This window comes from Pseudomonas gingeri (assembly GCF_013386165.1).
Taxonomy (GTDB): Bacteria; Pseudomonadota; Gammaproteobacteria; order Pseudomonadales; family Pseudomonadaceae; genus Aquipseudomonas; species Aquipseudomonas gingeri_C.
The window spans coordinates 143630-166515 of the sequence record NZ_JACAOS010000016.1 but is presented as its reverse complement, the minus strand read 5'-3'; the positions used below and the strand labels follow the sequence as shown (position 1 = coordinate 166515).

The following is a 22886-nucleotide window of genomic DNA, read 5'->3' as shown; positions in this document are numbered from 1 at the left end:
GACGCGATTAAGGCATAAAACGTTATGCTTGCCCTCCGACCAGCTATCAACCGTCTCGCGCCCACAATGCCCAGTCCCGCCCTAGCGCCCTTGCCGAACGCACTGCCCGACACCTTTTTCGACCGCGACGCACAACTGCTCGCCCGTGAACTGCTGGGTAAAGTCGTCCGCCACAAGGTCGGCGATCTCTGGCTGGCGGCGCGGATCATCGAAACCGAAGCCTATTACCTCGAAGAAAAAGGCAGTCATGCCTCCCTCGGCTATACAGAAAAGCGTAAGGCTTTGTTTCTGGATGGCGGACATATCTATATGTATTACTCCCGCGGCGGCGATTCGCTGAACTTCAGCGCCCACGGGCCGGGCAACGCGGTGCTGATCAAATCCGCCTATCCGTGGGTCGACGAACTGTCCGGCCCGGCCAGCCTGGCGCAGATGCTGCTGAACAATCCGGCGGCCAATGGCACGGCGCGCCCCGCACAGAAGCTCTGCGCCGGGCAAACCCTGCTGTGCAAGGCCCTCGGACTCAAGGTGCCGATGTGGGACGCCAAGCGCTTCGACCCGCAAGGGTTGGTGGTCGAGGATGTCGGTATCCAGGTGACGCCGATCATCCAGACCACCCGCCTGGGCATTCCCGGCGGGCGTGACGAACACCTGATGTACCGCTTCGTCGATGCCAGCCATGCGGCCTGGTGCACACGCAATCCACTCCGGCGGGGGCAGGTCGAAGGCCGCGATTACGTTTTGCACAACTGAAGAACGCCACCTATGCCCCTTGCGAACACAAAACCTATTGTGGGAGCCGGCTTGCTGGCGATGGCGGTCGGATAATCGATACAAGACTTGCTGGCCTCATCGCTGGCAAGCCAGCTCCCACAGGGAGCGCGATATTGAATATTTTTGTTTCACCTGAAAAAGGAATTCAACGATGGGCCCATGGCTCGATAGCATCACCGGCTGGCTGACAGCCAACCCACAATGGCTGGGTCTGGCGATTGTCCTCGTCGCCTGCCTCGAATGCCTGGCCATTATCGGGAGCATCGTGCCGGGCACGGTGACACTATTCGCCATCGCCGTGCTGGCCGGCAGTGGCGCCCTGCCCCTGGGAGAAACCCTGCTGCTGGGGTTCATCGGCGGTTTGCTCGGTGATGTGATCTCCTACACCCTGGGCCGCCGCTTCCACCAGAACATCCGACGCCTGCCGGGCCTGCGCAGCCACCCGCAATGGATAAACGGCGCCGAAAGCTATTTCCAGCGTTATGGCATCGCCAGCCTGCTGGTGGGACGCTTTATCGGCCCCCTGCGCCCGATGCTGCCGATGATCGCAGGCATGTGCGACATGCCGTTTCCGCGCTTTATCGGCGTCAGCCTGATCGCCGGCGTAGGCTGGTCGGTGGTCTACCTGCTACCGGGCTGGGCCACCGGCGCGGCCATCCGCCTGCCCTTGCCCGAAGGCTTCTGGTCACAGACCGGCGTGGTTGCAGCCGGAGTCCTCGCGCTGATCGGACTGTGCATCCATTGCAGCGTGAAGCGCCATCCCAGGGCTACCTGGCTGATTTCCGGCCTGAGCCTGGCGTTGCTGATTGCCCTGCTTATCGGCTACCCGCACCTCAAGGCCTTCGACCAGGGCTTGATGGCACTGGTACAGGAACATCGCGACAAAGCGCTGGACATGGCGGCGGTGATCGCCACCCGCCTCGGCGACTTCCGTATCCAGTTCATCGTGGCCGGGGTGCTGACCGCGCTGCTGTTTCTCGCCCGCCAGTGGCGCCAGGGGCTGTTTTTCGGCGCCACCCTGGCCGTCACGGCGCTGGGCAACACCGCCGCAAAATACTTCTTCGCGCGCCTGCGCCCGGAAGTCCTGGCCGAGCCGATCACCAGTTTCAGCATGCCCAGCGGCCACAGTTCGGGCTCGTTCGCCTTATTCCTGATGCTCGCGGTGCTGGCCGGGCGTGAGCAACCGCCACGGATGCGGGTGACCTGGCTGTTGCTCGGTTGCCTGCCGGCGCTGATGATCGCGTTGTCACGGGTGTACCTGGGCGCACACTGGCCCACCGATATCCTCGCCGGCGCCCTGCTCGCCATCACGGTGCTCGCCGCCAGCCTGAGCCTCAGCCAGCGCTTCATGCCGCTGCCGGCCATGCCACCGCGGGCCTGGTGGCTGATCCTGCCGGCTGCCGTGGCCATCTATGGGTGTCACGCGCTGTGGCATTTGCAGCATGAGATCGGGCGATATGCCTATTGAGGCGTTTCGGGCGGATCAGCTTCAACGACTTCAAGATTGATGGCATAGAACCGCCCATCCGCGCCCTGCACGACGTCATACGCCACGGTGTCGCCGGCCTTCAAGGTCGGCCCACCGTCAGCAGCGGATTTCACATGAAAGAAAAGCTCGCGTCCGTCCACATGTGCGGTGATCACGCCGATACCGCCCCGGGCGGTGTCATAACGTTCTTCGCCGTGCTTATCCATGACTGTTTCTCCCAAAAAGGAAGACGCACGCCCGAAACCGAACAGATGAGGTTCGGCCGTCCGGGAGATGTGAGGACCGCTGTCTCTTCGCGGCAGAAGCTCAAACCACGTGAACGTCGTCTGCCTGAAGCCCCTTCTGCCCTCTAACGACTTTGAACCTGACTTTCTGCCCTTCGGTGAGCGTTTTAAAACCGGTCCCCATGATGGATTTGAAATGCACAAAAAGATCCGGGGAGTTATCTTCTGGCGTGATAAACCCGAACCCCTTCGCATCATTGAACCACTTGACCGTACCTGTTTTGTGCTCGTGGTCCGACGAGTGTTCTTTGTGTTCCGTATGCTCTGACATTTCCAATATTCCCAGTCACTGAATGACGAAAAGCTCGTCCGTGGACAACTTTCGTCCTACGAGCTTTCCATATTTCTGCCGTTCAATCCTGGATCCATTGCGCCCGTCGGGCTACTGTCATTTCTGACAGGTTTTCAGATTATTTTTATATAACGGTTATTCCATGTCATTACATGGACCCACTCAAGCAAACAACTCGCCCTGCAATTCGTCCAATAACACCTGAATCGCATCCAGGCGCTGTTGAGGATCGTCCAGCTCCAACAGATCGATCTTGTCCAGTTCGGAAAACGGCAGCAGATAGGCCAGCTGATTGGCCAGTGATTGCTGCCCGGTCGCCTCGGTGCCCATGTTCAGGGCCGCGACCATCGGGTGTTCGGCCAGCGCCTTGAGCAGCGCCACCAGGTCCTCGTCCTCGTCCTGCAACGGCTGCTCGGGAACCTCATCCAGCCACTCGACCTCGGCAACCGTCAGTTGATCGCGCTGCAACTCGCTGTGGAGTACCCGGAAACGCCGGCCGCCCTCGACCCGAATGCCCAACAGGCCGTTATCCTGCTGCTGGAAATCGCGGATCGTGGCTTCACAGCCGACCAGGGCAAAGCCTTCCGGCGCATCGCCGACCTCCTGGCCTTCAAGAATGCACACCACGCCAAAACCGCTGCCCTGTTTCATGCAGCGGCTGATCATGTCCAGGTACCGCGCCTCGAAAATCTGCAGATCGAGGATACAACCGGGAAACAGCACGGTGTTCAGGGGAAACAACGCCAGGCTCATAACGATTTCCTTAAACCACCAAAGTTACCGCCAACGGCAGAAAGACTGCCGTGGCCACGCCCATCAGGCTCATCGCCAACGCCGCGAAGGCGCCGCACTCTTCACTTTCCTGCAAGGCCACCGAGGTACCCACCGCATGGGCGGTCATGCCCAGGGCCATGCCCCGGGCTTCCGCCGTGTGCACACCCAACCGCGTCAGCAGCCAGGGCCCGGCAATGGCGCCGATCACCCCGGTGATCAATACGAACACCGCCGCCAGGGCGGCCACCCCGCCGATCTGCTCGGCCACCAGCATGGCGATGGGCGAGGTCACCGACTTGGGCAACAGCGTCATCAGGATCATGGGCTCAGCACCGAACAGCCAGCCGAGCAACACCCCCAAGCCCGTCGCCAGGGTCCCGCCAATCACCAGCGTAGTAAAAATCGGCCAGAACAACTGCCGGATTCGCCGCAGGTTCAGGTACAGCGGCACGGCCAGCGCCACCGTCGCCGGCCCCAGCAGAATACCGAGAATCTCGGTGCTCCTGCGGTACTCGGCGTACTCCAGGCCGCAGAGCAACAGGATACCGACCACCAACGCCATCGAGGCCAGCACCGGCTGCAGGAAAACCCAGCGGGTTTTCTCGAAGCCCACCAGCACCAGTTGATAGGCGCCCAGGGTGATGCCGATGCCGAACAACGGATGATGGATCACCGCCGCCCCGGCGCCCTGCCAGTCGAGGTTCATGGGCGCTCTCCGCGCCGGGCATGACGCTTGACCAGGGCATTCATCAACACGCCGGCGAACGCCATGGAAATCAGCACCGACAAAACCAGCGCGCCGACAATCGCCCAAAAGTCCGCAGCGATCTGCCGGGCATAGACCATGACCCCCACCGCTGGCGGCACCAGCAACAGCGGCAGATAACGCAACAAACTGGAGGCCGCCTCGCTCAGCGGCGCACTGACTTCACCGCGCACCATCAAAAACACCAGCAAGCACAGCAGGCCGATAATCGGTCCCGGTAACACCGGCACACACAAATGATTGAGGGCTGTACCGAGCAACTGAAACAGCACCAGCCAGGTCAGGCCGCGTAACAACATCCGAACTCTCCCCTGAAGATGCCCGCATTATAAGCATGCCCATACGCCGCCATTCGCCAAAGGTATGGTGGCTTGACCCGGCACATGTCCCATGATGATCTACAGTGGATGCCAAGGGCTGCAACCCGAGGCCCGATAACTCGATAGACCAAGGAGTGTGTCAATGCCCTATGTACCTGTAGCGCAGCTCAACGATTATGTCGGCAAGGAACTCGGACATTCCGAATGGCTCACCATCGACCAGGCACGGATCAACCTGTTTGCCGAAGCCACCGGCGATTATCAATTCATCCATGTCGACCCGGTCAAGGCGGCGCAAACGCCGTTCGGCAGCACCATCGCCCACGGTTTCCTCTCGTTGTCACTGATTCCGAAACTGATGGAAGACATCTTCATCATGCCCGAAGGCTTGAAGATGGCCGTCAACTACGGCCTGGACAGCGTGCGCTTCATCCAGCCGGTGAAAGTTGACTCGCGGGTCCGCCTCAAGGTCGCGCTGACCGAGGTCACCGAGAAAAAACCGGGCCAATGGCTGCTCAAGGCCACCGCTACGCTGGAGATCGAAGGTCAGGAAAAACCCGCCTATATCGCCGAACCCCTGTCACTCTGCTTCGTCTGATACCGCGTACTCACGAAACAGAGTGCACTCTGTTTCGTGCAGGACACTGGACACGCCATATTGCTACGGCATACTCGGTCCCCTAATTACCCGGATCCCGTTATGCGCCCACTCGTACCCCTTGCTTTGACCCTGCTGCTCACCGCCTGCGGTGATGGCGAATCGCTATTGCCGCCAGACGCCCGTCTGCCGGACGGCGGTCGCTATCGCGGCGAAGTGGTCAATGGGCTGCTGCAAGGCCAGGGCCGTATCGACTACCCCAGCGGCAGTTGGTACGCCGGCCAGTTCGACCATGGCCAGTGGCAAGGCGACGGCGAGTGGCATGGCAGCAATGGCGAGGTCTACAAGGGCCAGTTCCAGCAAGGCCTGTTCCACGGCCAGGGCACCTTGACCGTCCACGACAGCAACTACACCGGCGGCTTCAAACAGGGCCGGCGCGACGGCGAAGGCACGCTCAAAGAAGCCGGCATGACCTACCGTGGCGAATTCAAGGACGACCAGTACTCGGGCCTCGGCCATCTGGAACTGGAAGACGGCAGCCAATACCAGGGCGAATTCGCCCACGGCAAGCCCAATGGCGAGGGCCAGCGCAGCGATGCCAACGGCAATTTGTTCACCGGCCACTTCGTCAATGGCCAGTTGGAAGGGGTCGGCACCTTCAACAGTGCCGACGGCGACCAATATGCCGGCGGCTTCAAGCGTAACCAGCTGAATGGCAAGGGCCGCTACGAAAACGCCGATGGCGATGTCTGGATCGGTGAATTCAAGGAAGGCGTGCTCAGCGGCAAGGGCCAACTGATCGGTGTCGACGGCAGCCACTATCGCGGCGAGTTCAGCGAGTGGCGCTTCAACGGCCGGGGCCATTTGACCCTGGGCGACGGCAGCGTCTATATCGGCGAGTTCGCCAGCGATACCTACAACGGCAGCGGCAGCCTGATCCTCGCCGACGGCAGCGTGCAAAGCGGCACCTGGACCAACGGCCAGCGGGTTCGCGATGCCGACGGCAAGCTGCTGCCCGACCTGCTGGAACTTGGCCTGCTGGCCCAGGGCCCGCTGCTGGAAAAAGCCCTGGCCGCCGTGCCGGCCTCGACCTCGGCCATCGAACTCTACAGCCTGGTGCTGGCCGGTGACGGCAAACAAAGCGTGTTCATGCGCGAGGCCGACTACGTCAGCCAGATGCTCGCCACCCGCTTCGGCGCCTATGGCCAGATCAGCCTGGTGAACCACCGTGACCACCTCGGCGATCGCCCGATGGCGACCCGCGAAAACCTGCGCCGCGCCGCCCAGACCCTGGCCGAGCGCAGCGGACCGGAAGACCTGATCTTTATCTACCTGACCAGCCATGGCACCCATGAGCACGAGTTTGTGCTGGATCAGCCGCGCCTGGAGCTGGCCGACCTGCCGGCCGACGAACTGGCCTCGGCGCTGGCGCCCCTGAAAAACCGTGACAAAGTCATCGTGATTTCCGCCTGCTACTCCGGCGGCTTTATCCCCGCGCTCAAGGATGAAAGGACCTTGATCATGACCGCGTCCCGCGCTGACCGAGTGTCCTTCGGCTGTTCCGAGGAAGCGGATTTCACCTATTTTGGCGACGCACTGTTCGCCCAGGCACTGAACCAGACCGACGACCTGCAACAAGCCTTCGCCCTGGCCAAGGCCCATGTCGCCGAGCGCGAACAGGCGGACAACTTCGAAGCCTCGGAACCGCAGATCTGGGCCCCCAAGGGAGTGCTTGCCCATTGGCAGGCGTTGCGCAAACAACAGGCAAGAAAAGCCTTGCAAAGCGCTTCCGCAGACAACAAGACTGCCAAGAGCAACTAAGCTGAACTGTATCAAGGGAGGTATTTTATGTACTTGACGCCTCAGCACATCCTGCTCGCTGGAGCCACCGGTCTGACCGGTGAACATCTACTTGATCGCCTGCTCAACGAGCCGACGGTTACCCGTGTACTCGCGCCCTCGCGCCGACCGTTGGCCGCCCATCCGCACCTGGAAAATCCGGTCGGTGATCCAACGGTTTTCCTGCCGCAACTGAGCGGCCGTGTCGACCTGGCGATCTGCTGCCTGGGCACCACCATCAAGCTGGCGGGCTCCGAAGAAGCCTTCCGCGCCGTGGACCATGACATGGTCGTGGCCTTCGGCAAGCGCGCGCGGGAAATGGGCGCGCGGCATCTGATCGTGGTCAGTGCCATCGATGCCGATCCGAAATCCAAGGTGTTCTATAGCCGGGTCAAAGGCGAGATGGAACAATCACTGCGCGCGCAGAACTGGCCACAGCTGACCATCGCCAGGCCTTCGTTGCTGCTGGGTGAGCGGGTTGAGCCGCGCCTGGCGGAACAGTTGGCGGCACCGCTGTCGAAGCTGATTCCGGGAAAATATCGCGGTATCGAAGCCTGTCAACTGGCGCGGGCGCTGTGGCGCCTGGCGCTGGAAGAGCAGGATGGGGTGCGGATTATCGAGTCGGATGAATTGCGCCGGTTGGGCAAATAAACAACTGTGGCGAGCGGGCTTGCCCGCGCTCGGCTGCGAAGCAGTCGCAAAATCGATCATCGCGTTCTAACTGACACGCTGCGATCACTGGTTTTAGGGCCGCTTCGCAGCCCAACGCGGGCAAGCCCGCTCGCCACAAGATTTCGAACGCCCTTAACTGAACGGCGTCAGAACTTGCCCTCTCACAAAAACCACCTGTACGACTACAACCCCCCGGTCGCCTGATACCCCACGCCCAATACCGTCAACACCGACAGCGGCAACAACAGCGTATCCAGCAACGCACTGGCCGGCAGATCCACCCCGGGATAACTCGGCGCCTGCGCCCCAAACCGGTCATAAGCGCAACAACCGCCCTGCAACGCATACAGATCCAGGCGCATGCCCGAATACACCACGGGTGCCCCGGTCTTGCCGGCATCCAGGGTCCGCACGGTCGCACAACCGGCCAGTTGCAGCACCAGCAACAGGCAAAGCAGCGGCTTACTCATCGCTGCTCAAATGATGCTCGCCCCAACGCGGCAGCATGTCCTGGGGGATATTCAACAGATTGAGAATCCGCGCCACAACAAAGTCCACCAGGTCATCGATGGTCTGCGGCTGGTGATAAAAGCCCGGCGACGCCGGCAGGATCGTCACGCCCATATTCGACAGCTTGAGCATGTGCTCCAGGTGAATGCTCGAATACGGCGCCTCGCGCGGCACCAGGATCAGTTGGCGGCGCTCCTTGAGGGTGACGTCCGCCGCCCGCTCGATCAGGTTGTTGCAGGCCCCCGTGGCAATGGCCGACAAGGTCCCGGTGGAACACGGCACCACCACCATCGCCGCCGGCGCGCCGGAGCCCGAGGCCACCGGCGACATCCAGTCTTCCTTGCCATACACCCGAATCTGCCCTGCGGCAGCGCCGGTGTATTCGGTGAGGAAGGCCTGCATCATCTGCGGTTTGGGCGGCAGCGCCACGTCGGTCTCGGTGGCCATCACCAACTGCGCGGCCTTGGAGATCAGGAAGTGCACCTCGCGATCCTCGCGCACCAGGCAGTCCAACAGACGCAGGCCATAGGGCGCGCCGGAAGCGCCGGTCATCGCCAGGGTGATGCGTTCCGGTCCGTTGTTCATTGCAGCGCCTCGGCCAGTTTGCCGTGCAGGCCACCAAAGCCGCCGTTGCTCATGATCACCACGTGGGTCCCGGGTTTGGCCTGGCTTTTCACCCGTTCGATGATGCCTTCCAGGGAGTCGCTGACGATGGACGGCACGGAGCAGAGTGCCGCCGTGGCCCCCAGGTCCCAACCGAGGTTGGCCGGCGCATACCAGATCACCTGATCGGCCTGGACCACGCTGTCCGGCAAGCCGTCACGGTGGGCGCCGAGCTTCATCGAGTTGGAGCGCGGCTCGATAATGGCGATCAATGGCGCGTCGCCGATTTTCTTGCGCAGGCCATCGAGTGTGGTGGCGATCGCGGTCGGGTGGTGGGCGAAGTCATCGTAGATCGTCACGCCGTGGACTTCGGCAACCTTTTCCATCCGCCGCTTCACGCTCTTGAACGCACTCAGGGCGGCAATGCCCATGGCCGGCACCACGCCGACATGCCGCGCCGCCGCCAGGGTGGCCAGGGCATTGGCGACGTTGTGCTGACCGGTCAGGTCCCACTCAACCACGCCCTGGGCCACACCTTCGAACATCACTTCAAAACGCGAGCCGTCTTCGCTCAGCAGCTTGACCTGCCACTGACCGCCGACGCCGGTGGTCTGTACCGGGGTCCAGCAGCCCATTTCGATCACGCGCTGCAAGGCCGGCTCGGTGGTCGGATGGATCACCAGCCCTTCGCTCGGAATGGTCCGCACCAGATGGTGGAACTGTCGCTCGATGGACGCCAGATCCGGGAAGATATCCGCGTGATCGAACTCCAGGTTGTTCAGGATCGCGGTGCGCGGACGGTAGTGGACAAACTTGGAGCGCTTGTCGAAAAAGGCGCTGTCGTACTCGTCGGCTTCGATCACGAAGAACGGCGTCGTGCCCAGGCGGGCCGACACCGAAAAATTCTGCGGCACACCGCCGATCAGGAAACCCGGGCTCATGCCGGCATGCTCCAGGACCCAGGCGAGCATGCTGCTGGTGGTGGTCTTGCCGTGGGTGCCGGCCACGGCCAGGACCCAGCGGCCTTGCAGCACATGGTCCGCCAGCCACTGCGGACCGGAAACATAGGGCAGGCCCTTGTTCAGCACGTACTCGACCGCCGGATTGCCACGGGACATGGCATTGCCGATCACCACCAGGTCCGGGGCCGGATCGAGTTGTGCCGGATCGTAGCCCTGGGTCAGCTCGATGCCCTGGGCCTGGAGCTGGGTGCTCATGGGCGGATAGACGTTGGCATCGGAACCGGTGACGTGATGGCCCAGTTCCTTGGCCAGGACAGCCATCGAACCCATGAACGTACCGCAGATACCCAGAATATGAATGTGCATAGTCGACCTCGTAAAACTTGGTCGCAGGTTAGCCCAGGGCGTGGGAAATCGCACCTGGTGTTTCACCGCCAAACCGGGTCTAGCGGGCGATCCCGTGCTTGCGCAGCTTGCGATACAAGGTATTGCGGCTGACCCCCAGTTGCTCGGCCGTGTGGGTCATGTGCCAGCGCTGTTGCTCCAGGGCATTTAACAAGGCCTGGCGCTCGGCGTCTTCGAGGGGATGTGCAGACGGCTCATCAACCGCCACCACGACCAGACTCGGCCGCGCCTGGCGGATCAGCGCCGGCAGATCCTCAAGGCCAATCCGGCCGTCCTCACACAATGCCGCCAGCGTGCGCAATACCGTGCGCATCTGCCGCACGTTGCCCGGCCACTCGAACGCCAGCAGCGCCTGACGCGCCCCGGCATCAATCAGCACCTGTTGCTCTCCGGCCTCTTCCGCCAGCAGGAAATCCAGCAACTGCGACTTGTCACTGCGCTCACGCAGCGCCGGCAACCCCACTTCCAGCCCATTGAGCCGGTAGTACAGGTCCTCGCGGAAGCTGCCGTCGCCGACCCGGTTCATCAGGTTACGGTGCGTGGCGCTGATGATCCGCACATTGACCGCCTCCGGCTCGCCGCCGATGGGCACCACCTGACGGTCCTCCAGTACCCGCAACAAACGGGTCTGCAGCGCCAGCGGCATATCGCCGATCTCATCGAGAAACAGCGTGCCGCCATCGGCCTGTTGCAACTTGCCGCGCATGCCTTCCTTGCGGGCGCCGGTAAAGCTGCCGCCGCGATAACCGAACAGCTCGCTTTCGATCAGGCTCTCGGGAATCGCCGCGCAGTTGAGGGCGACAAAGGCTTTATCGGCGCGCTGGCTGGCCTGGTGCACGGCCTTGGCGAAGGCTTCCTTGCCCGAGCCGGTTTCGCCGTTGATCAACAACGGCACATCGCGTTCGAAGACCCGCAGTGCCCGACGAAAATCCGTCTGCAAGGCCGGATCGCCGAGGCAGATATTCGACAGCTTCGGTCGCGCCAACGCTGCCGGCGCCGGCACCAGCACCTTGGGCACGCTGCGCGACTGGCCGCGCAACACCGCGAACAGGGCACGGCCATCACGGCTCCGTAGCGGCCAACTGGCGCTGGCCTGGGCACTGGCGCGGCCAAGCAGTTCATCCAGCGAGCAATCGAAGAACGCCTCCACCGGTTGGCCGAGCAAGCCGCTGCGGCCCTGCCCCAGAAGGTTCAGGGCACTCTGGTTGACCGCACTGATCCGCCCTTCGCCGTCGAACGCCAGCAAGCCCTCGCTGAACAGCCCCACCGACTCGGCCTGCAAGTGAAAGCGCAGCAACCAGTGGTTGTCGTAGTGCCGCAGGAAATAGCAGCTCTCGATCATCTTCGCCGAGAGGTTGACCAGCGCCATGGTGTGGAACTGACTCTGGCGGGAGACTTCCGGGCGGGCCGACGAGACGTCGAGTACCGCCATCAATTCGCCCTGGGGATCGAAGACCGGGCTGGCGGAACAGGTCAGGCCCGTGTGGCGACCACGGAAGTGTTCATCCTGATGGATAGTCAGGGACTGGCGCTCCACCAGGCAGGTGCCGATGCCGTTGGTGCCTTCGCAGGCCTCACTCCAATCGGCGCCGAGCCAGAGGCCGGCGCGCTCGAAAATCTTCCGTTCGGCGGGAGCGGTAACGCAGTTGAGGATCACCCCGCGCGCGTCGGTGAGCAGCACCGCGTGACCGGCACCGGAGAGTTGCTGATGCAGGCTGGTCATTTCATTGCCGGCGATTTGCAGGACCTGGCGCAAGCGCTCGCGGCTTTCCAGCAGCCGACCGTGTTCGAGCACGGTGGGGGCGATGCTCAGCGCGGGGTCGAGGTGATAGTCCTCCAGGCAGCGCAGCCAGGAGCGGGCGATCGACGGGTCACTGCCGGGCCCGCCCGGGCGGGCCTTGCCCTGGGTCACGGTCAGCACCTGCTGGGCGTGGCGACTCAGATGATTGTTCTGCATTTCTTATTATTCTCCCCCATCCTTGTAGGAGCGAGCTTGCTCGCGATGAACGTCTAGACACCGCGGGGTATCAGGCTCCCTGCGTTATCGTTGACGACCATCGCGAGCAAGCTCGCTCCTACAGGGTGCATGGTGTCCGAAATTCCGTGCACGTTCGTCTGAATGCCCAGCATCCTCCAGCACCGCGAGCAATGCAATCATCCCACGACCGTCGAGTCACAGGCTGTGCCAACCACGGTACAAACTGTCACCCCGGCTGTATCAACCCTGTCGCAACAGTACCGTCCTACGTCACCGCCCAACCTGACCAAAGGCTCTGGCGCCCGGTCCACGACGCACTGGCCCGACCTTTGCTCTACGCTTATCAAGCGCTAGGGCCTAGCCCCGCGTACTCCCTTATAAGCACAATAGCCAAGGAGACACACACCATGCGTTACGCCCACCCTGGTACTGCCGGCGCCATCGTTTCGTTCAAGTCCAAGTACGGCAACTACATCAACGGTGAATTCGTCGCGCCTGTCGACGGCCTGTACTTCACCAATACTTCTCCGGTCAATGGCAAGGCCATCGCCGAATTCCCTCGTTCCAACGCCAAGGACATCGACAAGGCCCTCGACGCCGCCCATGCCGCCGCCGATGCCTGGGGCGCCACTTCGGTCCAGGCGCGGTCGCTGGTGCTGCTGAAAATCGCCGACCGTATCGAACAGAACCTGGAAACCCTGGCGATTACCGAAAGCTGGGACAACGGCAAGGCCGTGCGCGAAACCCTCAACGCCGACATCCCGCTGGCCGCTGACCATTTCCGCTACTTCGCTGGCTGCCTGCGGGCCCAGGAAGGCAGCGCCGCGGAAATCGACGGCAACACCGTGGCCTACCACATCCATGAACCGCTGGGCGTGGTCGGGCAGATCATCCCGTGGAACTTCCCGATCCTGATGGCCGCCTGGAAACTCGCCCCGGCCCTGGCCGCCGGCAACTGCGTGGTGCTCAAACCGGCCGAGCAGACGCCACTGGGCATCACTGTGCTCATGGAACTGATCGGCGACCTGCTGCCACCCGGCGTGCTGAACGTGGTGCAAGGGTTCGGCAAAGAAGCCGGCGAAGCCCTGGCCACCAGCAAACGCATCGCCAAGATCGCCTTCACCGGCTCGACCCCGGTCGGTTCGCACATCATGAAATGCGCGGCCGAGAACATCATCCCGTCCACCGTGGAGCTGGGTGGCAAATCGCCGAACATCTTCTTCGCCGACATCATGAAAGCCGAACCGAGCTTTATCGAAAAGGCCGCCGAAGGCCTGGTACTGGCGTTCTTCAACCAGGGCGAAGTCTGCACCTGCCCGTCCCGCGCCTTGATTGAAGAGTCGATCTACGACGAGTTCATGCAAGTGGTGATGAAGAAAGTCGAGCAGATCAAACGTGGCGACCCGCTGGACACCGACACCATGGTCGGCGCCCAGGCTTCCGAGCAGCAGTTCGACAAGATCCTCTCCTACCTGGAAATCGCCAAGCAGGAAGGCGCGCAGTTGCTGACCGGCGGCCAGGTGCAGAAACTCGAGGGCGATCTGGCTACCGGCTATTACATCCAGCCGACCCTGCTCAAGGGCACCAACAAGATGCGCGTGTTCCAGGAAGAAATCTTTGGCCCGGTGGTGAGCATCACCACCTTCAAGGACGAAGCCGAAGCCCTGGCGATTGCCAACGACACCGAGTTCGGCCTCGGTGCGGGCCTGTGGACCCGTGATATCAACCGTGCCTACCGCGTGGGCCGGGCGATCAAGGCCGGTCGTGTGTGGACCAACTGCTATCACCTGTACCCGGCGCATGCCGCGTTCGGTGGCTACAAGAAATCCGGCGTGGGCCGTGAAACCCACAAAATGATGCTCGATCATTACCAGCAGACCAAGAACCTGCTGGTGAGCTATGACATCAATCCACTTGGGTTCTTCTAAACCCTGAGACTGCCTCGCGAGCAAGCTCGCTCCTACAAGGGACCGTATTGGTACGCCATTTTGCGTACATCCCCCCCTGTAGGAGCGAGCTTGCTCGCGAAGCGCCCCGACTAACAACGCCTACCCAAACCCTGGCGACTTCGGCCCAGACCCTGCGTGCGCGTCATTCACATCTACAACACCGAAAGTCCGTTCCATCCAACAATAAAAACGACAAGCGAGGACTTATGACAACACAAACCGCACTCAAACCTACCCTCGGGACCCTGCACCTCTGGGGCATTGCCGTGGGCCTGGTGATTTCCGGCGAGTATTTTGGCTGGAGCTATGGCTGGGGCACCGCCGGTACCCTGGGTTTTCTCGTCACCACCCTGCTGGTGGCGACCATGTACACCTGCTTTATCTTCAGCTTCACCGAACTTACTACTGCGATTCCCCACGCCGGCGGGCCTTTTGCCTACAGCCGCCGGGCCTTTGGTGAGCGTGGCGGCCTGATCGCCGGGATCGCCACCCTGATCGAATTCGTCTTCGCCCCACCGGCCATCGCCATGGCCATCGGCGCCTACCTGAATGTCCAGTACCCGGACCTCGACCCGCGCCTCGCCGCCGTCGGCGCCTATGGGGTGTTCATGGGCCTGAATATCCTTGGTGTCAGTATCGCCGCCACCTTCGAACTGGTGGTGACGGTGCTCGCGGTCGCCGAGTTGCTGGTGTTCATGGGCGTGGTCGCGCCAGGCTTCAGCTTCAGTAATTTCGTGCTCAATGGCTGGTCCGGCTCAACCACCTTCAGCATCGACTCGATCCCGGGCATCTTCGCCGCGATCCCCTTTGCGATCTGGTTCTTCCTCGCCATCGAAGGCGCCGCCATGGCCGCCGAAGAAGCCAAGGACCCCAAGCGCACCATTCCCAAAGCCTATGTCGGCGGCATCCTGACCCTGGTGTTCCTGGCCCTCGGCGTGATGGTGATGGCAGGCGGCGTCGGCGACTGGCGCCAGTTGTCGAACATCAACGACCCATTGCCCCAGGCGATGAAAGCGGTGGTCGGCAACAATTCCAGCTGGATGCACATGCTGGTGTGGATCGGCCTGTTCGGCCTGGTGGCGAGCTTCCACGGGATCATCCTCGGCTACTCGCGGCAGTTCTTCGCCCTGGCCCGGGCCGGTTACCTGCCGCGTTCGCTGGCCAAGCTGTCACGTTTCCAGACCCCGCACCGGGCCATCCTGGCCGGCGGTGTCGTCGGCATCGCGGCGATCTACAGCGACGGCCTGGTCAACCTGCAGGGCATGAGCCTGACGGCAGCGATGATCACCATGTCGGTATTCGGCGCCATCGTGATGTACATCATCAGCATGCTGAGCTTGTTCAAACTGCGTAAAACCGAGCCGAACCTGGAGCGCAGCTTCCGCGCGCCGGGCTATCCGATCGTACCCGGCATCGCTCTTGCATTGGCCGTGGTCTGCCTGGTGGCGATGGCCTGGTTCAACACCTTGATCGGCCTGATTTTCCTGGGCTTCATGGTGGTGGGCTTCATCTACTTCCAATTGACCGCCCATCAGCGCTCGGAAGCACCGGCGGACGCTATGCTCACGGGTAACTGAGTTGCACCATGCCGGGCCCATGGCCCGGCGTGTGCGCCATTCAAATGCAAGAACACAACCCCGTCCCCCTGTAGGAGCGAGCTTGCTCGCGAAAAATGGCGGCCACACTGCGGTTATCCAGATATCCCGCATTATCGTTGACGACTTTTCGCGAGCAAGCTCGCTCCTACAAAGGGAGGGGGTATATTCACTACTGCTAAAGGTTCAGGAGGACACCGCCCCATGGCCACATTCGCCCATTCCGTCGGCGCCCAGACCTATCGCTTCGACAGCCTCAAGGACGTCATGGCCAAGGCCAGTCCGGCCCGTTCCGGCGACTTCCTGGCCGGGGTCGCCGCCCTCAACGACGGCGAGCGGGTCGCCGCGCAGATGGCCCTGGCCAATATTCCCCTCAAGCATTTCCTCGAAGAAATGCTGATCCCCTACGAATCCGACGAAGTCACCCGGTTGATCGTCGACACCCATGACAAACAGGCCTTCGCCGTCGTCAGCCACCTGACCGTCGGCGGCCTGCGCGACTGGCTGCTCAGCGACACCGCCGACGAACAGAGCCTGCGCGCCCTGGCCCCAGGCCTGACCCCGGAAATGGCCGCCGCCGTCTCGAAGATCATGCGCGTCCAGGACCTGATACTGGTCGCCCAGAAGATCCGCGTGGTGACGAAATTCCGCGGCACCCTGGGCCTGCGCGGTCGCCTGTCGACCCGCCTGCAACCCAACCACCCCACCGACGATCCGGCCGGCATCGCCGCCAGCGTCCTCGATGGGCTGCTCTACGGCAACGGCGACGCCATGATCGGCATCAACCCGGCCACCGACAGCCTGACCTCGATCTGCGACCTGCTGCACATGCTCGACGCGGTCATCCAGCGCTACGAAATCCCGACCCAGGCCTGTGTGCTGACCCATGTCACCACCTCCATCGAGGCGATCAACCGCGGCGTGCCCCTGGACCTGGTGTTCCAGTCGATTGCCGGTACCGAAGCGGCCAACGCCAGTTTCGGCATCAGCCTGAGCGTCCTGCAGGAAGGCTACGACGCCGGCCTGAGCCTGAATCGCGGCACCCTCGGGCAAAACCTGATGTATTTCGAAACCGGCCAGGGCAGCGCGCTGTCGGCCAACGCCCACTTCGGCGTCGACCAGCAGACCTGCGAAACCCGCGCCTACGCCGTGGCCCGGCATTTCAAACCCTTCCTGGTCAACACCGTGGTCGGCTTTATCGGCCCGGAATACCTCTACAACGGCAAGCAGATCATCCGCGCCGGCCTCGAAGACCATTTCTGCGGCAAGCTGCTGGGCGTGCCCATGGGCTGCGACATCTGTTATACCAACCATGCCGAAGCCGACCAGGACGACATGGACAACCTGCTGACCCTGCTGGGCGTGGCCGGGATCAACTTCATCATGGGCATTCCCGGCTCCGACGACATCATGCTCAACTACCAGACCACATCCTTTCACGACGCTCTCTACGCCCGCCAGACCCTGGGCCTCAAGCCGGCGCCGGAGTTCGAACAGTGGCTGGCGAAGATGGGCATCTTTACTCAGGCTGACGGCAAGGTGCATTTTGGCAACAGCTTGCCCCCGGCATTTCGCCAGGCACTGGCGCAGCTCGGATGAACGACATGGCCAAAGAGATCGACAGCGAAAACCCCTGGCTGGAACTGCGCCGCCTGACCCCGGCACGGATTGCCCTGGGTCGCACCGGCACCAGCCTGCCCACCAGCGCGCAGCTGGATTTCCAGTTCGCCCACGCCCAGGCCCGCGACGCCGTGCATCTGCCCTTCGACCATGCGGGTTTGAGCGCACAACTGGCCGAGCGCGGGCGAGACACCTTGCTGCTGCACAGCGCCGCCGATGATCGCCACAGCTACCTGCAACGCCCGGACCTGGGCCGCAAGCTCAACAGCACCTCGGCCCAGCAGCTACGCGAGCATGCGCTGACCCATCCCGGCGGTGTCGATCTGGTCATCGTCGTGGCCGACGGCCTCTCGGCACTCGCCGTGCATCGCCATACGGTGCCATTTCTGACCCGCCTGGAAGAACAGATCGAGGCCGAAGGCTGGTCGCTGTCGCCGGTCGTCCTGGTGGAACAGGGCCGCGTGGCGGTCGCCGATGAGGTCGGCGAACTGCTGGGAGCGAAAATGGTGGTGATCCTGATCGGCGAACGCCCGGGCCTGAGCTCACCAGACAGCCTGGGGTTGTATTTCACCTATAATCCAAAGGTCGGCCTGACCGACGCCTACCGCAACTGCATCTCCAACGTGCGTCTGGAGGGCATGAGTTACGGCATGGCCGCACACAAACTGCTGTATTTGATGAAAGAAGCCTGCCGCCGACAATTATCGGGGGTCAATCTCAAGGACGAGGCTCAAGTGCAAACGCTGGAGAGTGATTCGGATGTCCATTCAAACGGCAACTTCCTACTGGGCCCGCCCCAAGACTGACCGTCATCCGGATTGCGCTTTTCCCGCGCTTTGGGCAGCATCGACGCTGCGGCTGCCCGAGTGAACCGTTTGCCGTCATATCCACGAAGTTGAGGCCTGATCTATGCGGATTACTCAAGCGACCCTGGAACATCTGGACCTGTTGACGCCTTTGTTCGTCAAATACCGTGAATTCTACGGCTCACTGCCCTTCCCGGACTCATCCCGCAGCTTTCTGGAAAAACGCCTACGACGCAAAGAGTCGGTGATTTACCTGGCTCTGGCGGACGATGACGACAAGAAATTGCTCGGTTTCTGCCAATTGTATCCAAGCTTTTCTTCGCTCTCCCTCAAACGGGTGTGGATACTCAACGACATTTATGTGGCCGAGGACGCCCGTCGTCAGCTGGTAGCCGACAACCTGATGCGCACCGCGAAGAAAATGGCCCGTGATACCCACGCCGTTCGTCTGCGCGTGTCCACCAGCAGCGACAACCTGGTGGCGCAGAAAACCTACGAATCCATTGGCTTTCGCGAAGACAGCGAATTCAAGAACTACGTCTTGCCGATCGACGACAAATGACCGCCCCCCTGCAGGCGCTGGCTTGCCAGCGCCTGCAGAGTCAAACATCACTGCGCTCGACATCCCCCGCTACAAACTCAGCAGGCAGAAATCTCTCCAACTCTTATAATCCCGCTTTCCCACGGAATGTACGAAAAAACTACATTCCTTGTAGTTAACTACGCATATCTATTTTCCTTGCACGGGCCCGTCGAGTCGGACCGTCCACACAGGTGCCACCCATGGATTTCAACCCGATCGACATAGTCCTGCATCTCGATGTCTACCTCGACATGCTGGTGAACAACTACGGGCCCTGGATCTACGCCATCCTGTTTCTGGTGATCTTCTGCGAAACCGGCCTGGTGGTCATGCCGTTCCTGCCCGGCGATTCGCTGCTGTTCATCGCCGGCGCCGTGGCTGCGGGCGGCGGCATGGACCCGGTGCTGCTGGCCGGCCTGCTGATGCTGGCGGCGATTCTCGGCGACAGCACCAACTACATCATTGGCCGAACGGCCGGCGAGAAACTCTTCAGCAATCCGAACTCGAAGATCTTCCGTCGCGACTACCTGCAAAAGACCCACGACTTCTACGATCGCCATGGCGGCAAGACCGTGACCCTGGCACGCTTCCTGCCGATCCTGCGGACCTTCGCACCGTTCGTCGCCGGCGTTGGCAGAATGCCTTACCCGCGTTTCTTCATGTTCAGCATCCTCGGCACCATTCTTTGGGTCGGCGGCCTGGTCACCCTCGGTTACTTTTTCGGCAACGTACCGTTCATCAAGAAGAACCTGTCGTTGCTGGTGATCGGTATCATCCTGCTGTCGCTGCTGCCGATGATCGTCGGTGTGGTCCGCAGCCGCTTCGGCAACGCCACGTCCAAAGCCCACTGACCCCGTGTGGTCGCTGAGTGCCTGGCGTCGCCGGCGAACCCTCGCCCGGCATCCGGTTGCCGATGAGACCTGGCAACGGGTCCGCGAACACCTGAGTTTCCTCGACGGCCTGAGCGACGTCGAGGATCGCTGGCTGCGGGAACACAGCGTCTTGTTCCTCGACGACAAGCACCTGAGCACCTTGCCAGGCGTGGAGCTGGACCAGCAAAGCCGCCTGCTGCTGGCGGCCCAGGCGCAATTGCCGCTGCTGCACCTGGGCGAGTTGAACTGGTACCAGGGTTTTCATGAAATCGTCCTCTACCCGGACGATTTCCTCAGCCCCCAGCGCCATCGCGACGCCAGCGGCGTAGAGCACGAATGGGACGCCGAACACAGCGGCGAAGCCTGGCAACAGGGCCCGATCATCCTCGCCTGGCCCGGCGTGCAGGCCAGCGGTGGCTGGGAAGGCTACAACCTGGTGATCCACGAACTGGCGCACAAGCTCGACATGCTCAGCGGCAGCGCCAACGGCCTGCCACCGCTGCACGGCGACATGCGCGTGGGCGACTGGGCCAAGGTCATGCAACACGCCTACGACGACCTCAATCGCCAACTGGATCGCAATCCCGACGCCGACACCGCCATTGACCCGTATGCGGCGGAAAACCCGGCGGAATTCTTCGCGGTGACCAGCGAATATTTCTTCAGTGCCCCGGATATCCTGGCCACCGCGTATCCGCAGGTGTACGAGCAATTGCGCGCGTTCTACCGCCAGGACCCGCTGGAGCGGCTGCAGCAGTTGCAAGCACACGACCCGCGCTACCAAGGCGCTGACGCCCCTCCAACCCTGTAGGAGCCAGCGTGCTGACGATGAGGCCCTGCCGACCTGCGCCGCCCTCCCAGTCACCCCCACCAGCCAGTCGCCCCCGACCAAGGTGCTATCCCACACGTCCCGCCCCCCGTGGCATCAGCCCCGGAATATGCCTATAATCCCCGCCACTTTTTGGTCAAACCGGCCAAGTTTTCTGATCAACCAACGGGGGCATCGCCCAATGAGCTACAGCAAGATTCCGGCTGGCAAAGACCTGCCGAACGACATCTACGTCGCGATCGAGATTCCGGCCAACCACGCGCCGATCAAATACGAAATCGACAAAGACAGCGATTGCCTGTTCGTTGACCGTTTCATGGCCACCCCGATGTTCTACCCGGCCAACTACGGTTTCATCCCCAACACCCTGGCTGACGACGGCGACCCCCTCGACGTGCTGGTCGTGACCCCGTACCCAGTGACCCCTGGCTCGGTGATCCGCGCCCGTCCGGTCGGCATCCTGCACATGACCGACGACGGCGGCGGCGACGCCAAGGTCCTCGCGGTCCCACACGACAAGCTGTCCCAGCTGTACGTCGACGTGAAGGAATACACTGACCTGCCACCGCTGCTGCTGGAGCAGATCAAGCACTTCTTCGAGAACTACAAGGATCTCGAAAAAGGCAAATGGGTGAAGATCGAAGGTTGGGGCGATGCCGAAGCCGCCCGTGCCGAAATCATGAAGTCGGTCGCCGCTTACAAGGGCTGATCCGCCGCGCTCTGGCGCGATTCGAAGAACCCCGGCTTGCCGGGGTTTTTTTGTGCCTGTTTACCAATAAACAAACAAGAGTTTTAATAAATAAACACAGCGACTCAGGTGCAGCTATTTGAGTGTAGGAATTCTGAACGGTGCCAATCGGTTCGTGTGCTGCCTAGCGCTATTTTTGAACACCTCGTTTATTTAAACGGGTGTAACACGCCAGTAAACTCTGTGTTCATGAATACATCAGGTGATCGATTAAGGGCCCTCCTGCGGGAGTGCCACCTATCTGCTTCGGACTTCGCTGCCAACCGGCAGGTGACGCCGCAGCACGTCAACAACTGGTTCAAACGCGGCATTCCCATGGCGCGACTGGACGAGATAGCCGAACTGTTGTGTGTCAACAGCCGTTGGCTGCGCACCGGTGAAGGGCCCAAGCACCCGGGTGGCTCGGCCAACGAGACGGAGGGCCAACTCGAGGCGCTGCCCCACTATGACAAGGAGCCCTATTCGGCCCGTGGCGACCTGGCCGCGACCGAGCGCAACGACGTGCAAGTGCCGCTGTACCGGGAGACACCAGCAGCCCCCGGGTCGAGCCAGACCCAGATCGCGATCATACCCGGGCGCAAGGTCCGCCTACCCTATCGCATCCTCCAGGCCATGGGCGTCGACCCCGACCAGGCCATTTGTGCGCCAATAACCGGCACCGGCATGGCGGAAAAGATCCAGGACGGCTCCACCATTGCCATCGACCGCAGTCTGACCCAAGTGGTGGATGGCGAAATCTACGCCCTGGAGCACGACGGCATGTTGCGGGTGAAGTATGTCTACCGCCTACCGGCGGGGGCCTTGCGGCTGCGCAGCCATAACAGCGCCGAATACCCGGACGAAGTGTTCACGGCGGAGCAGATCGAGGAGCAGAATATCCAGATACTGGGGTGGGTGTTCTGGTGGTCCACGCTGAACAAGCGACGGCCGCCAGTGCCCTCTAAATAGGGGACAAAACACTTCTTGTCTGAAAACGACAGCTCTGGCATGTGGTTTTCGCTGGGAATCTGTCGTAAATGCCGGTATTCTGCGCGGCACATTTGGGCAGCGTCCTGCTTGCAGCAGGTCAGATTGCCCACGACGCCGAGCGTGACAACTGCACGGTGTCCCACAACCGGATCGTGTATCTGGATGTACATTTTGAAGGCGAGCGAGGCTTACCAAAAATAAGCCAAGCCCGTCCCCGAGAAGCCGGCCACAAGCCGGCTTTTTAATTGTCCGAAATAATCCTGCCCCATCCGGGAATTCTACCGATAGCCTAGCTATTCCGGAGGGTTCTGGCATTCCCTCCCTTGTCCGATGGTGTTCAACACCATTTGACCTCGTCCGACGATAATTGCGTTGCGGCCCCAGGTCTTGTTGCTTGACGAACCCACCTCAGTGCCCGACCCGAGTTCCACCAGGCGCATCGAACAGTTGCTCAGCGAGTTGAAAGCGCAGTACACAGTGATCATCGTGGCCCGCAACATGCGACAGACGGCGCGGTTGTCGGACAGCACCGCGCTTATGTTCATGGGGGAGTTGCTCGAGCACGGCAATATGGATGAGATTTTTACCAAGCCACGGATGAAACAGATCGAGGATCTATATAACGGGGCGCTTTGGCCGCCTGGAAGAC

General features: G+C 61.8%; 23 protein-coding genes and 1 pseudogene. 15 read left to right on the top strand and 9 right to left on the bottom strand.

The annotated features are described in order from the left end of the window. The first annotated feature begins 66 nt into the window (after positions 1-66). Positions 67-753: a DNA-3-methyladenine glycosylase gene (locus HX866_RS17090; protein WP_177103351.1), complete on the top strand. Its 687-nt coding sequence runs from the start codon at positions 67-69 to the stop codon at positions 751-753. Between the two features lie 172 nt (positions 754-925). Beyond that, positions 926-2242, top strand: a complete 1317-nt coding sequence (locus HX866_RS17085) for a bifunctional DedA family/phosphatase PAP2 family protein (RefSeq protein WP_177140142.1) — start codon at positions 926-928, stop codon at positions 2240-2242. On the opposite strand, the gene HX866_RS17080 is transcribed toward HX866_RS17085, so the two are convergent. The 5 genes from HX866_RS17080 to HX866_RS17060 all read right to left on the bottom strand — a co-directional run bounded on the left by HX866_RS17080 (position 2236) and on the right by HX866_RS17060 (position 4678). Beyond that, positions 2236-2469 carry a cold shock domain-containing protein gene (locus HX866_RS17080; RefSeq protein WP_177095848.1) on the bottom strand — a complete coding sequence of 78 codons (234 nt, stop codon included), beginning with the start codon at positions 2467-2469 and terminating at the stop codon, positions 2236-2238. The two genes, HX866_RS17085 and HX866_RS17080, sit on opposite strands and share 7 nt — an antisense overlap. Positions 2470-2569: 100 nt before the next feature. After that, complete coding sequence (locus HX866_RS17075; protein ID WP_177140141.1) at positions 2570-2818, bottom strand: cold-shock protein; 249 nt, start codon at positions 2816-2818, stop codon at positions 2570-2572. 183 nt (positions 2819-3001) lie between these two features. Next, complete coding sequence (locus HX866_RS17070; protein WP_177095844.1) at positions 3002-3592, bottom strand: LON peptidase substrate-binding domain-containing protein; 591 nt, start codon at positions 3590-3592, stop codon at positions 3002-3004. Positions 3593-3602: 10 nt separating this feature from the next. Next, positions 3603-4319 carry an LrgB family protein gene (locus tag HX866_RS17065; protein ID WP_177095842.1) on the bottom strand — a complete coding sequence of 239 codons (717 nt, stop codon included), beginning with the start codon at positions 4317-4319 and terminating at the stop codon, positions 3603-3605. Next, the gene (locus tag HX866_RS17060) at positions 4316-4678 is read right to left on the bottom strand and encodes a CidA/LrgA family protein (RefSeq protein WP_177095839.1); all 363 of its coding nucleotides are present in this window, start codon (positions 4676-4678) and stop codon (positions 4316-4318) included. Before HX866_RS17060 ends, HX866_RS17065 begins: the two co-directional genes overlap by 4 nt. A gap of 163 nt (positions 4679-4841) precedes the next feature. On the opposite strand from HX866_RS17060, the gene HX866_RS17055 reads away from it, so the two are divergent. The 3 genes from HX866_RS17055 to HX866_RS17045 all read left to right on the top strand — a co-directional run bounded on the left by HX866_RS17055 (position 4842) and on the right by HX866_RS17045 (position 7787). Continuing rightward, positions 4842-5297, top strand: coding sequence for a MaoC family dehydratase (locus HX866_RS17055; RefSeq protein WP_100941540.1), 456 nt, complete (start codon positions 4842-4844; stop codon positions 5295-5297). Positions 5298-5399: 102 nt separating this feature from the next. Further along, the gene (locus HX866_RS17050; RefSeq protein WP_177103338.1) at positions 5400-7118 is read left to right on the top strand and encodes a C13 family peptidase; all 1719 of its coding nucleotides are present in this window, start codon (positions 5400-5402) and stop codon (positions 7116-7118) included. A gap of 27 nt (positions 7119-7145) precedes the next feature. Next, the gene (locus HX866_RS17045) at positions 7146-7787 is read left to right on the top strand and encodes an NAD(P)H-binding protein (protein WP_177095835.1); all 642 of its coding nucleotides are present in this window, start codon (positions 7146-7148) and stop codon (positions 7785-7787) included. Between the two features lie 203 nt (positions 7788-7990). On the opposite strand, the gene HX866_RS17040 is transcribed toward HX866_RS17045, so the two are convergent. The 4 genes from HX866_RS17040 to HX866_RS17025 all read right to left on the bottom strand — a co-directional run bounded on the left by HX866_RS17040 (position 7991) and on the right by HX866_RS17025 (position 12245). Next, entirely contained in the window at positions 7991-8278 is a 288-nt protein-coding gene (locus HX866_RS17040; RefSeq protein WP_177140140.1) for a YceK/YidQ family lipoprotein, read from the bottom strand. After that, on the bottom strand, positions 8271-8903 hold the full coding sequence (ubiX, locus tag HX866_RS17035; protein ID WP_100941544.1) for a flavin prenyltransferase UbiX: 633 nt from the start codon (positions 8901-8903) through the stop codon (positions 8271-8273). The genes HX866_RS17040 and ubiX overlap by 8 nt, the downstream gene beginning before the upstream one ends. Further along, positions 8900-10249: a UDP-N-acetylmuramate:L-alanyl-gamma-D-glutamyl-meso-diaminopimelate ligase gene (gene mpl, locus HX866_RS17030; RefSeq protein ID WP_177095831.1), complete on the bottom strand. Its 1350-nt coding sequence runs from the start codon at positions 10247-10249 to the stop codon at positions 8900-8902. Before mpl ends, ubiX begins: the two co-directional genes overlap by 4 nt. 79 nt (positions 10250-10328) lie before the next feature. After that, a complete protein-coding gene (locus HX866_RS17025; protein ID WP_177140139.1) occupies positions 10329-12245 on the bottom strand; it encodes a sigma-54-dependent Fis family transcriptional regulator in 1917 nt (638 codons plus the stop codon). 428 nt (positions 12246-12673) lie between these two features. On the opposite strand from HX866_RS17025, the gene exaC reads away from it, so the two are divergent. From exaC to HX866_RS16975, 10 genes and pseudogenes are all read left to right on the top strand, one after another. Continuing rightward, a complete protein-coding gene (gene exaC, locus HX866_RS17020; protein ID WP_121135010.1) occupies positions 12674-14194 on the top strand; it encodes an acetaldehyde dehydrogenase ExaC in 1521 nt (506 codons plus the stop codon). Between the two features lie 227 nt (positions 14195-14421). Next, on the top strand, positions 14422-15792 hold the full coding sequence (gene eat, locus HX866_RS17015) for an ethanolamine permease (protein ID WP_177095827.1): 1371 nt from the start codon (positions 14422-14424) through the stop codon (positions 15790-15792). 222 nt (positions 15793-16014) lie between these two features. Next, entirely contained in the window at positions 16015-17409 is a 1395-nt protein-coding gene (locus tag HX866_RS17010) for an ethanolamine ammonia-lyase subunit EutB (RefSeq protein ID WP_177095825.1), read from the top strand. Next, positions 17406-18236: an ethanolamine ammonia-lyase subunit EutC gene (gene eutC / locus HX866_RS17005; protein ID WP_177140138.1), complete on the top strand. Its 831-nt coding sequence runs from the start codon at positions 17406-17408 to the stop codon at positions 18234-18236. The genes HX866_RS17010 and eutC overlap by 4 nt, the downstream gene beginning before the upstream one ends. 103 nt (positions 18237-18339) lie before the next feature. Beyond that, the gene (locus HX866_RS17000) at positions 18340-18798 is read left to right on the top strand and encodes a GNAT family N-acetyltransferase (protein WP_177095821.1); all 459 of its coding nucleotides are present in this window, start codon (positions 18340-18342) and stop codon (positions 18796-18798) included. A 221-nt stretch (positions 18799-19019) separates the two neighbouring features. Further along, the gene (locus HX866_RS16995) at positions 19020-19670 is read left to right on the top strand and encodes a DedA family protein (RefSeq protein WP_177095819.1); all 651 of its coding nucleotides are present in this window, start codon (positions 19020-19022) and stop codon (positions 19668-19670) included. 4 nt (positions 19671-19674) lie between these two features. Further along, complete coding sequence (locus tag HX866_RS16990; RefSeq protein ID WP_177140137.1) at positions 19675-20502, top strand: zinc-dependent peptidase; 828 nt, start codon at positions 19675-19677, stop codon at positions 20500-20502. Positions 20503-20701: 199 nt separating this feature from the next. Next, positions 20702-21229, top strand: coding sequence for an inorganic diphosphatase (gene ppa / locus HX866_RS16985; RefSeq protein ID WP_100941554.1), 528 nt, complete (start codon positions 20702-20704; stop codon positions 21227-21229). Between the two features lie 228 nt (positions 21230-21457). Further along, positions 21458-22216 carry a LexA family transcriptional regulator gene (locus tag HX866_RS16980; protein WP_177140136.1) on the top strand — a complete coding sequence of 253 codons (759 nt, stop codon included), beginning with the start codon at positions 21458-21460 and terminating at the stop codon, positions 22214-22216. A 387-nt stretch (positions 22217-22603) separates the two neighbouring features. Next, a pseudogene (locus tag HX866_RS16975) lies at positions 22604-22874 on the top strand (phosphate ABC transporter ATP-binding protein); the annotation flags it as partial. Between the last annotated feature and the right edge of the window lie 12 nt (positions 22875-22886).

Bases quoted from the DNA above. Each gene is read 5' to 3' on its own strand.
- HX866_RS17090 (WP_177103351.1), top strand. From the start codon at position 67: ATGCCCAGTCCCGCCCTAGCGCCCTTGCCGAACGCACTGCCCGACACC.
- HX866_RS17085 (WP_177140142.1), top strand. From the start codon at position 926: ATGGGCCCATGGCTCGATAGCATCACCGGCTGGCTGACAGCCAACCCA.
- HX866_RS17080 (WP_177095848.1), bottom strand. From the start codon at position 2,469: ATGGATAAGCACGGCGAAGAACGTTATGACACCGCCCGGGGCGGTATC.
- HX866_RS17075 (WP_177140141.1), bottom strand. From the start codon at position 2,818: ATGTCAGAGCATACGGAACACAAAGAACACTCGTCGGACCACGAGCAC.
- HX866_RS17070 (WP_177095844.1), bottom strand. From the start codon at position 3,592: ATGAGCCTGGCGTTGTTTCCCCTGAACACCGTGCTGTTTCCCGGTTGT.
- HX866_RS17065 (WP_177095842.1), bottom strand. From the start codon at position 4,319: ATGAACCTCGACTGGCAGGGCGCCGGGGCGGCGGTGATCCATCATCCG.
- HX866_RS17060 (WP_177095839.1), bottom strand. From the start codon at position 4,678: ATGTTGTTACGCGGCCTGACCTGGCTGGTGCTGTTTCAGTTGCTCGGT.
- HX866_RS17055 (WP_100941540.1), top strand. From the start codon at position 4,842: ATGCCCTATGTACCTGTAGCGCAGCTCAACGATTATGTCGGCAAGGAA.
- HX866_RS17050 (WP_177103338.1), top strand. From the start codon at position 5,400: ATGCGCCCACTCGTACCCCTTGCTTTGACCCTGCTGCTCACCGCCTGC.
- HX866_RS17045 (WP_177095835.1), top strand. From the start codon at position 7,146: ATGTACTTGACGCCTCAGCACATCCTGCTCGCTGGAGCCACCGGTCTG.
- HX866_RS17040 (WP_177140140.1), bottom strand. From the start codon at position 8,278: ATGAGTAAGCCGCTGCTTTGCCTGTTGCTGGTGCTGCAACTGGCCGGT.
- ubiX (WP_100941544.1), bottom strand. From the start codon at position 8,903: ATGAACAACGGACCGGAACGCATCACCCTGGCGATGACCGGCGCTTCC.
- mpl (WP_177095831.1), bottom strand. From the start codon at position 10,249: ATGCACATTCATATTCTGGGTATCTGCGGTACGTTCATGGGTTCGATG.
- HX866_RS17025 (WP_177140139.1), bottom strand. From the start codon at position 12,245: ATGCAGAACAATCATCTGAGTCGCCACGCCCAGCAGGTGCTGACCGTG.
- exaC (WP_121135010.1), top strand. From the start codon at position 12,674: ATGCGTTACGCCCACCCTGGTACTGCCGGCGCCATCGTTTCGTTCAAG.
- eat (WP_177095827.1), top strand. From the start codon at position 14,422: ATGACAACACAAACCGCACTCAAACCTACCCTCGGGACCCTGCACCTC.
- HX866_RS17010 (WP_177095825.1), top strand. From the start codon at position 16,015: ATGGCCACATTCGCCCATTCCGTCGGCGCCCAGACCTATCGCTTCGAC.
- eutC (WP_177140138.1), top strand. From the start codon at position 17,406: ATGAACGACATGGCCAAAGAGATCGACAGCGAAAACCCCTGGCTGGAA.
- HX866_RS17000 (WP_177095821.1), top strand. From the start codon at position 18,340: ATGCGGATTACTCAAGCGACCCTGGAACATCTGGACCTGTTGACGCCT.
- HX866_RS16995 (WP_177095819.1), top strand. From the start codon at position 19,020: ATGGATTTCAACCCGATCGACATAGTCCTGCATCTCGATGTCTACCTC.
- ppa (WP_100941554.1), top strand. From the start codon at position 20,702: ATGAGCTACAGCAAGATTCCGGCTGGCAAAGACCTGCCGAACGACATC.
- HX866_RS16980 (WP_177140136.1), top strand. From the start codon at position 21,458: ATGAATACATCAGGTGATCGATTAAGGGCCCTCCTGCGGGAGTGCCAC.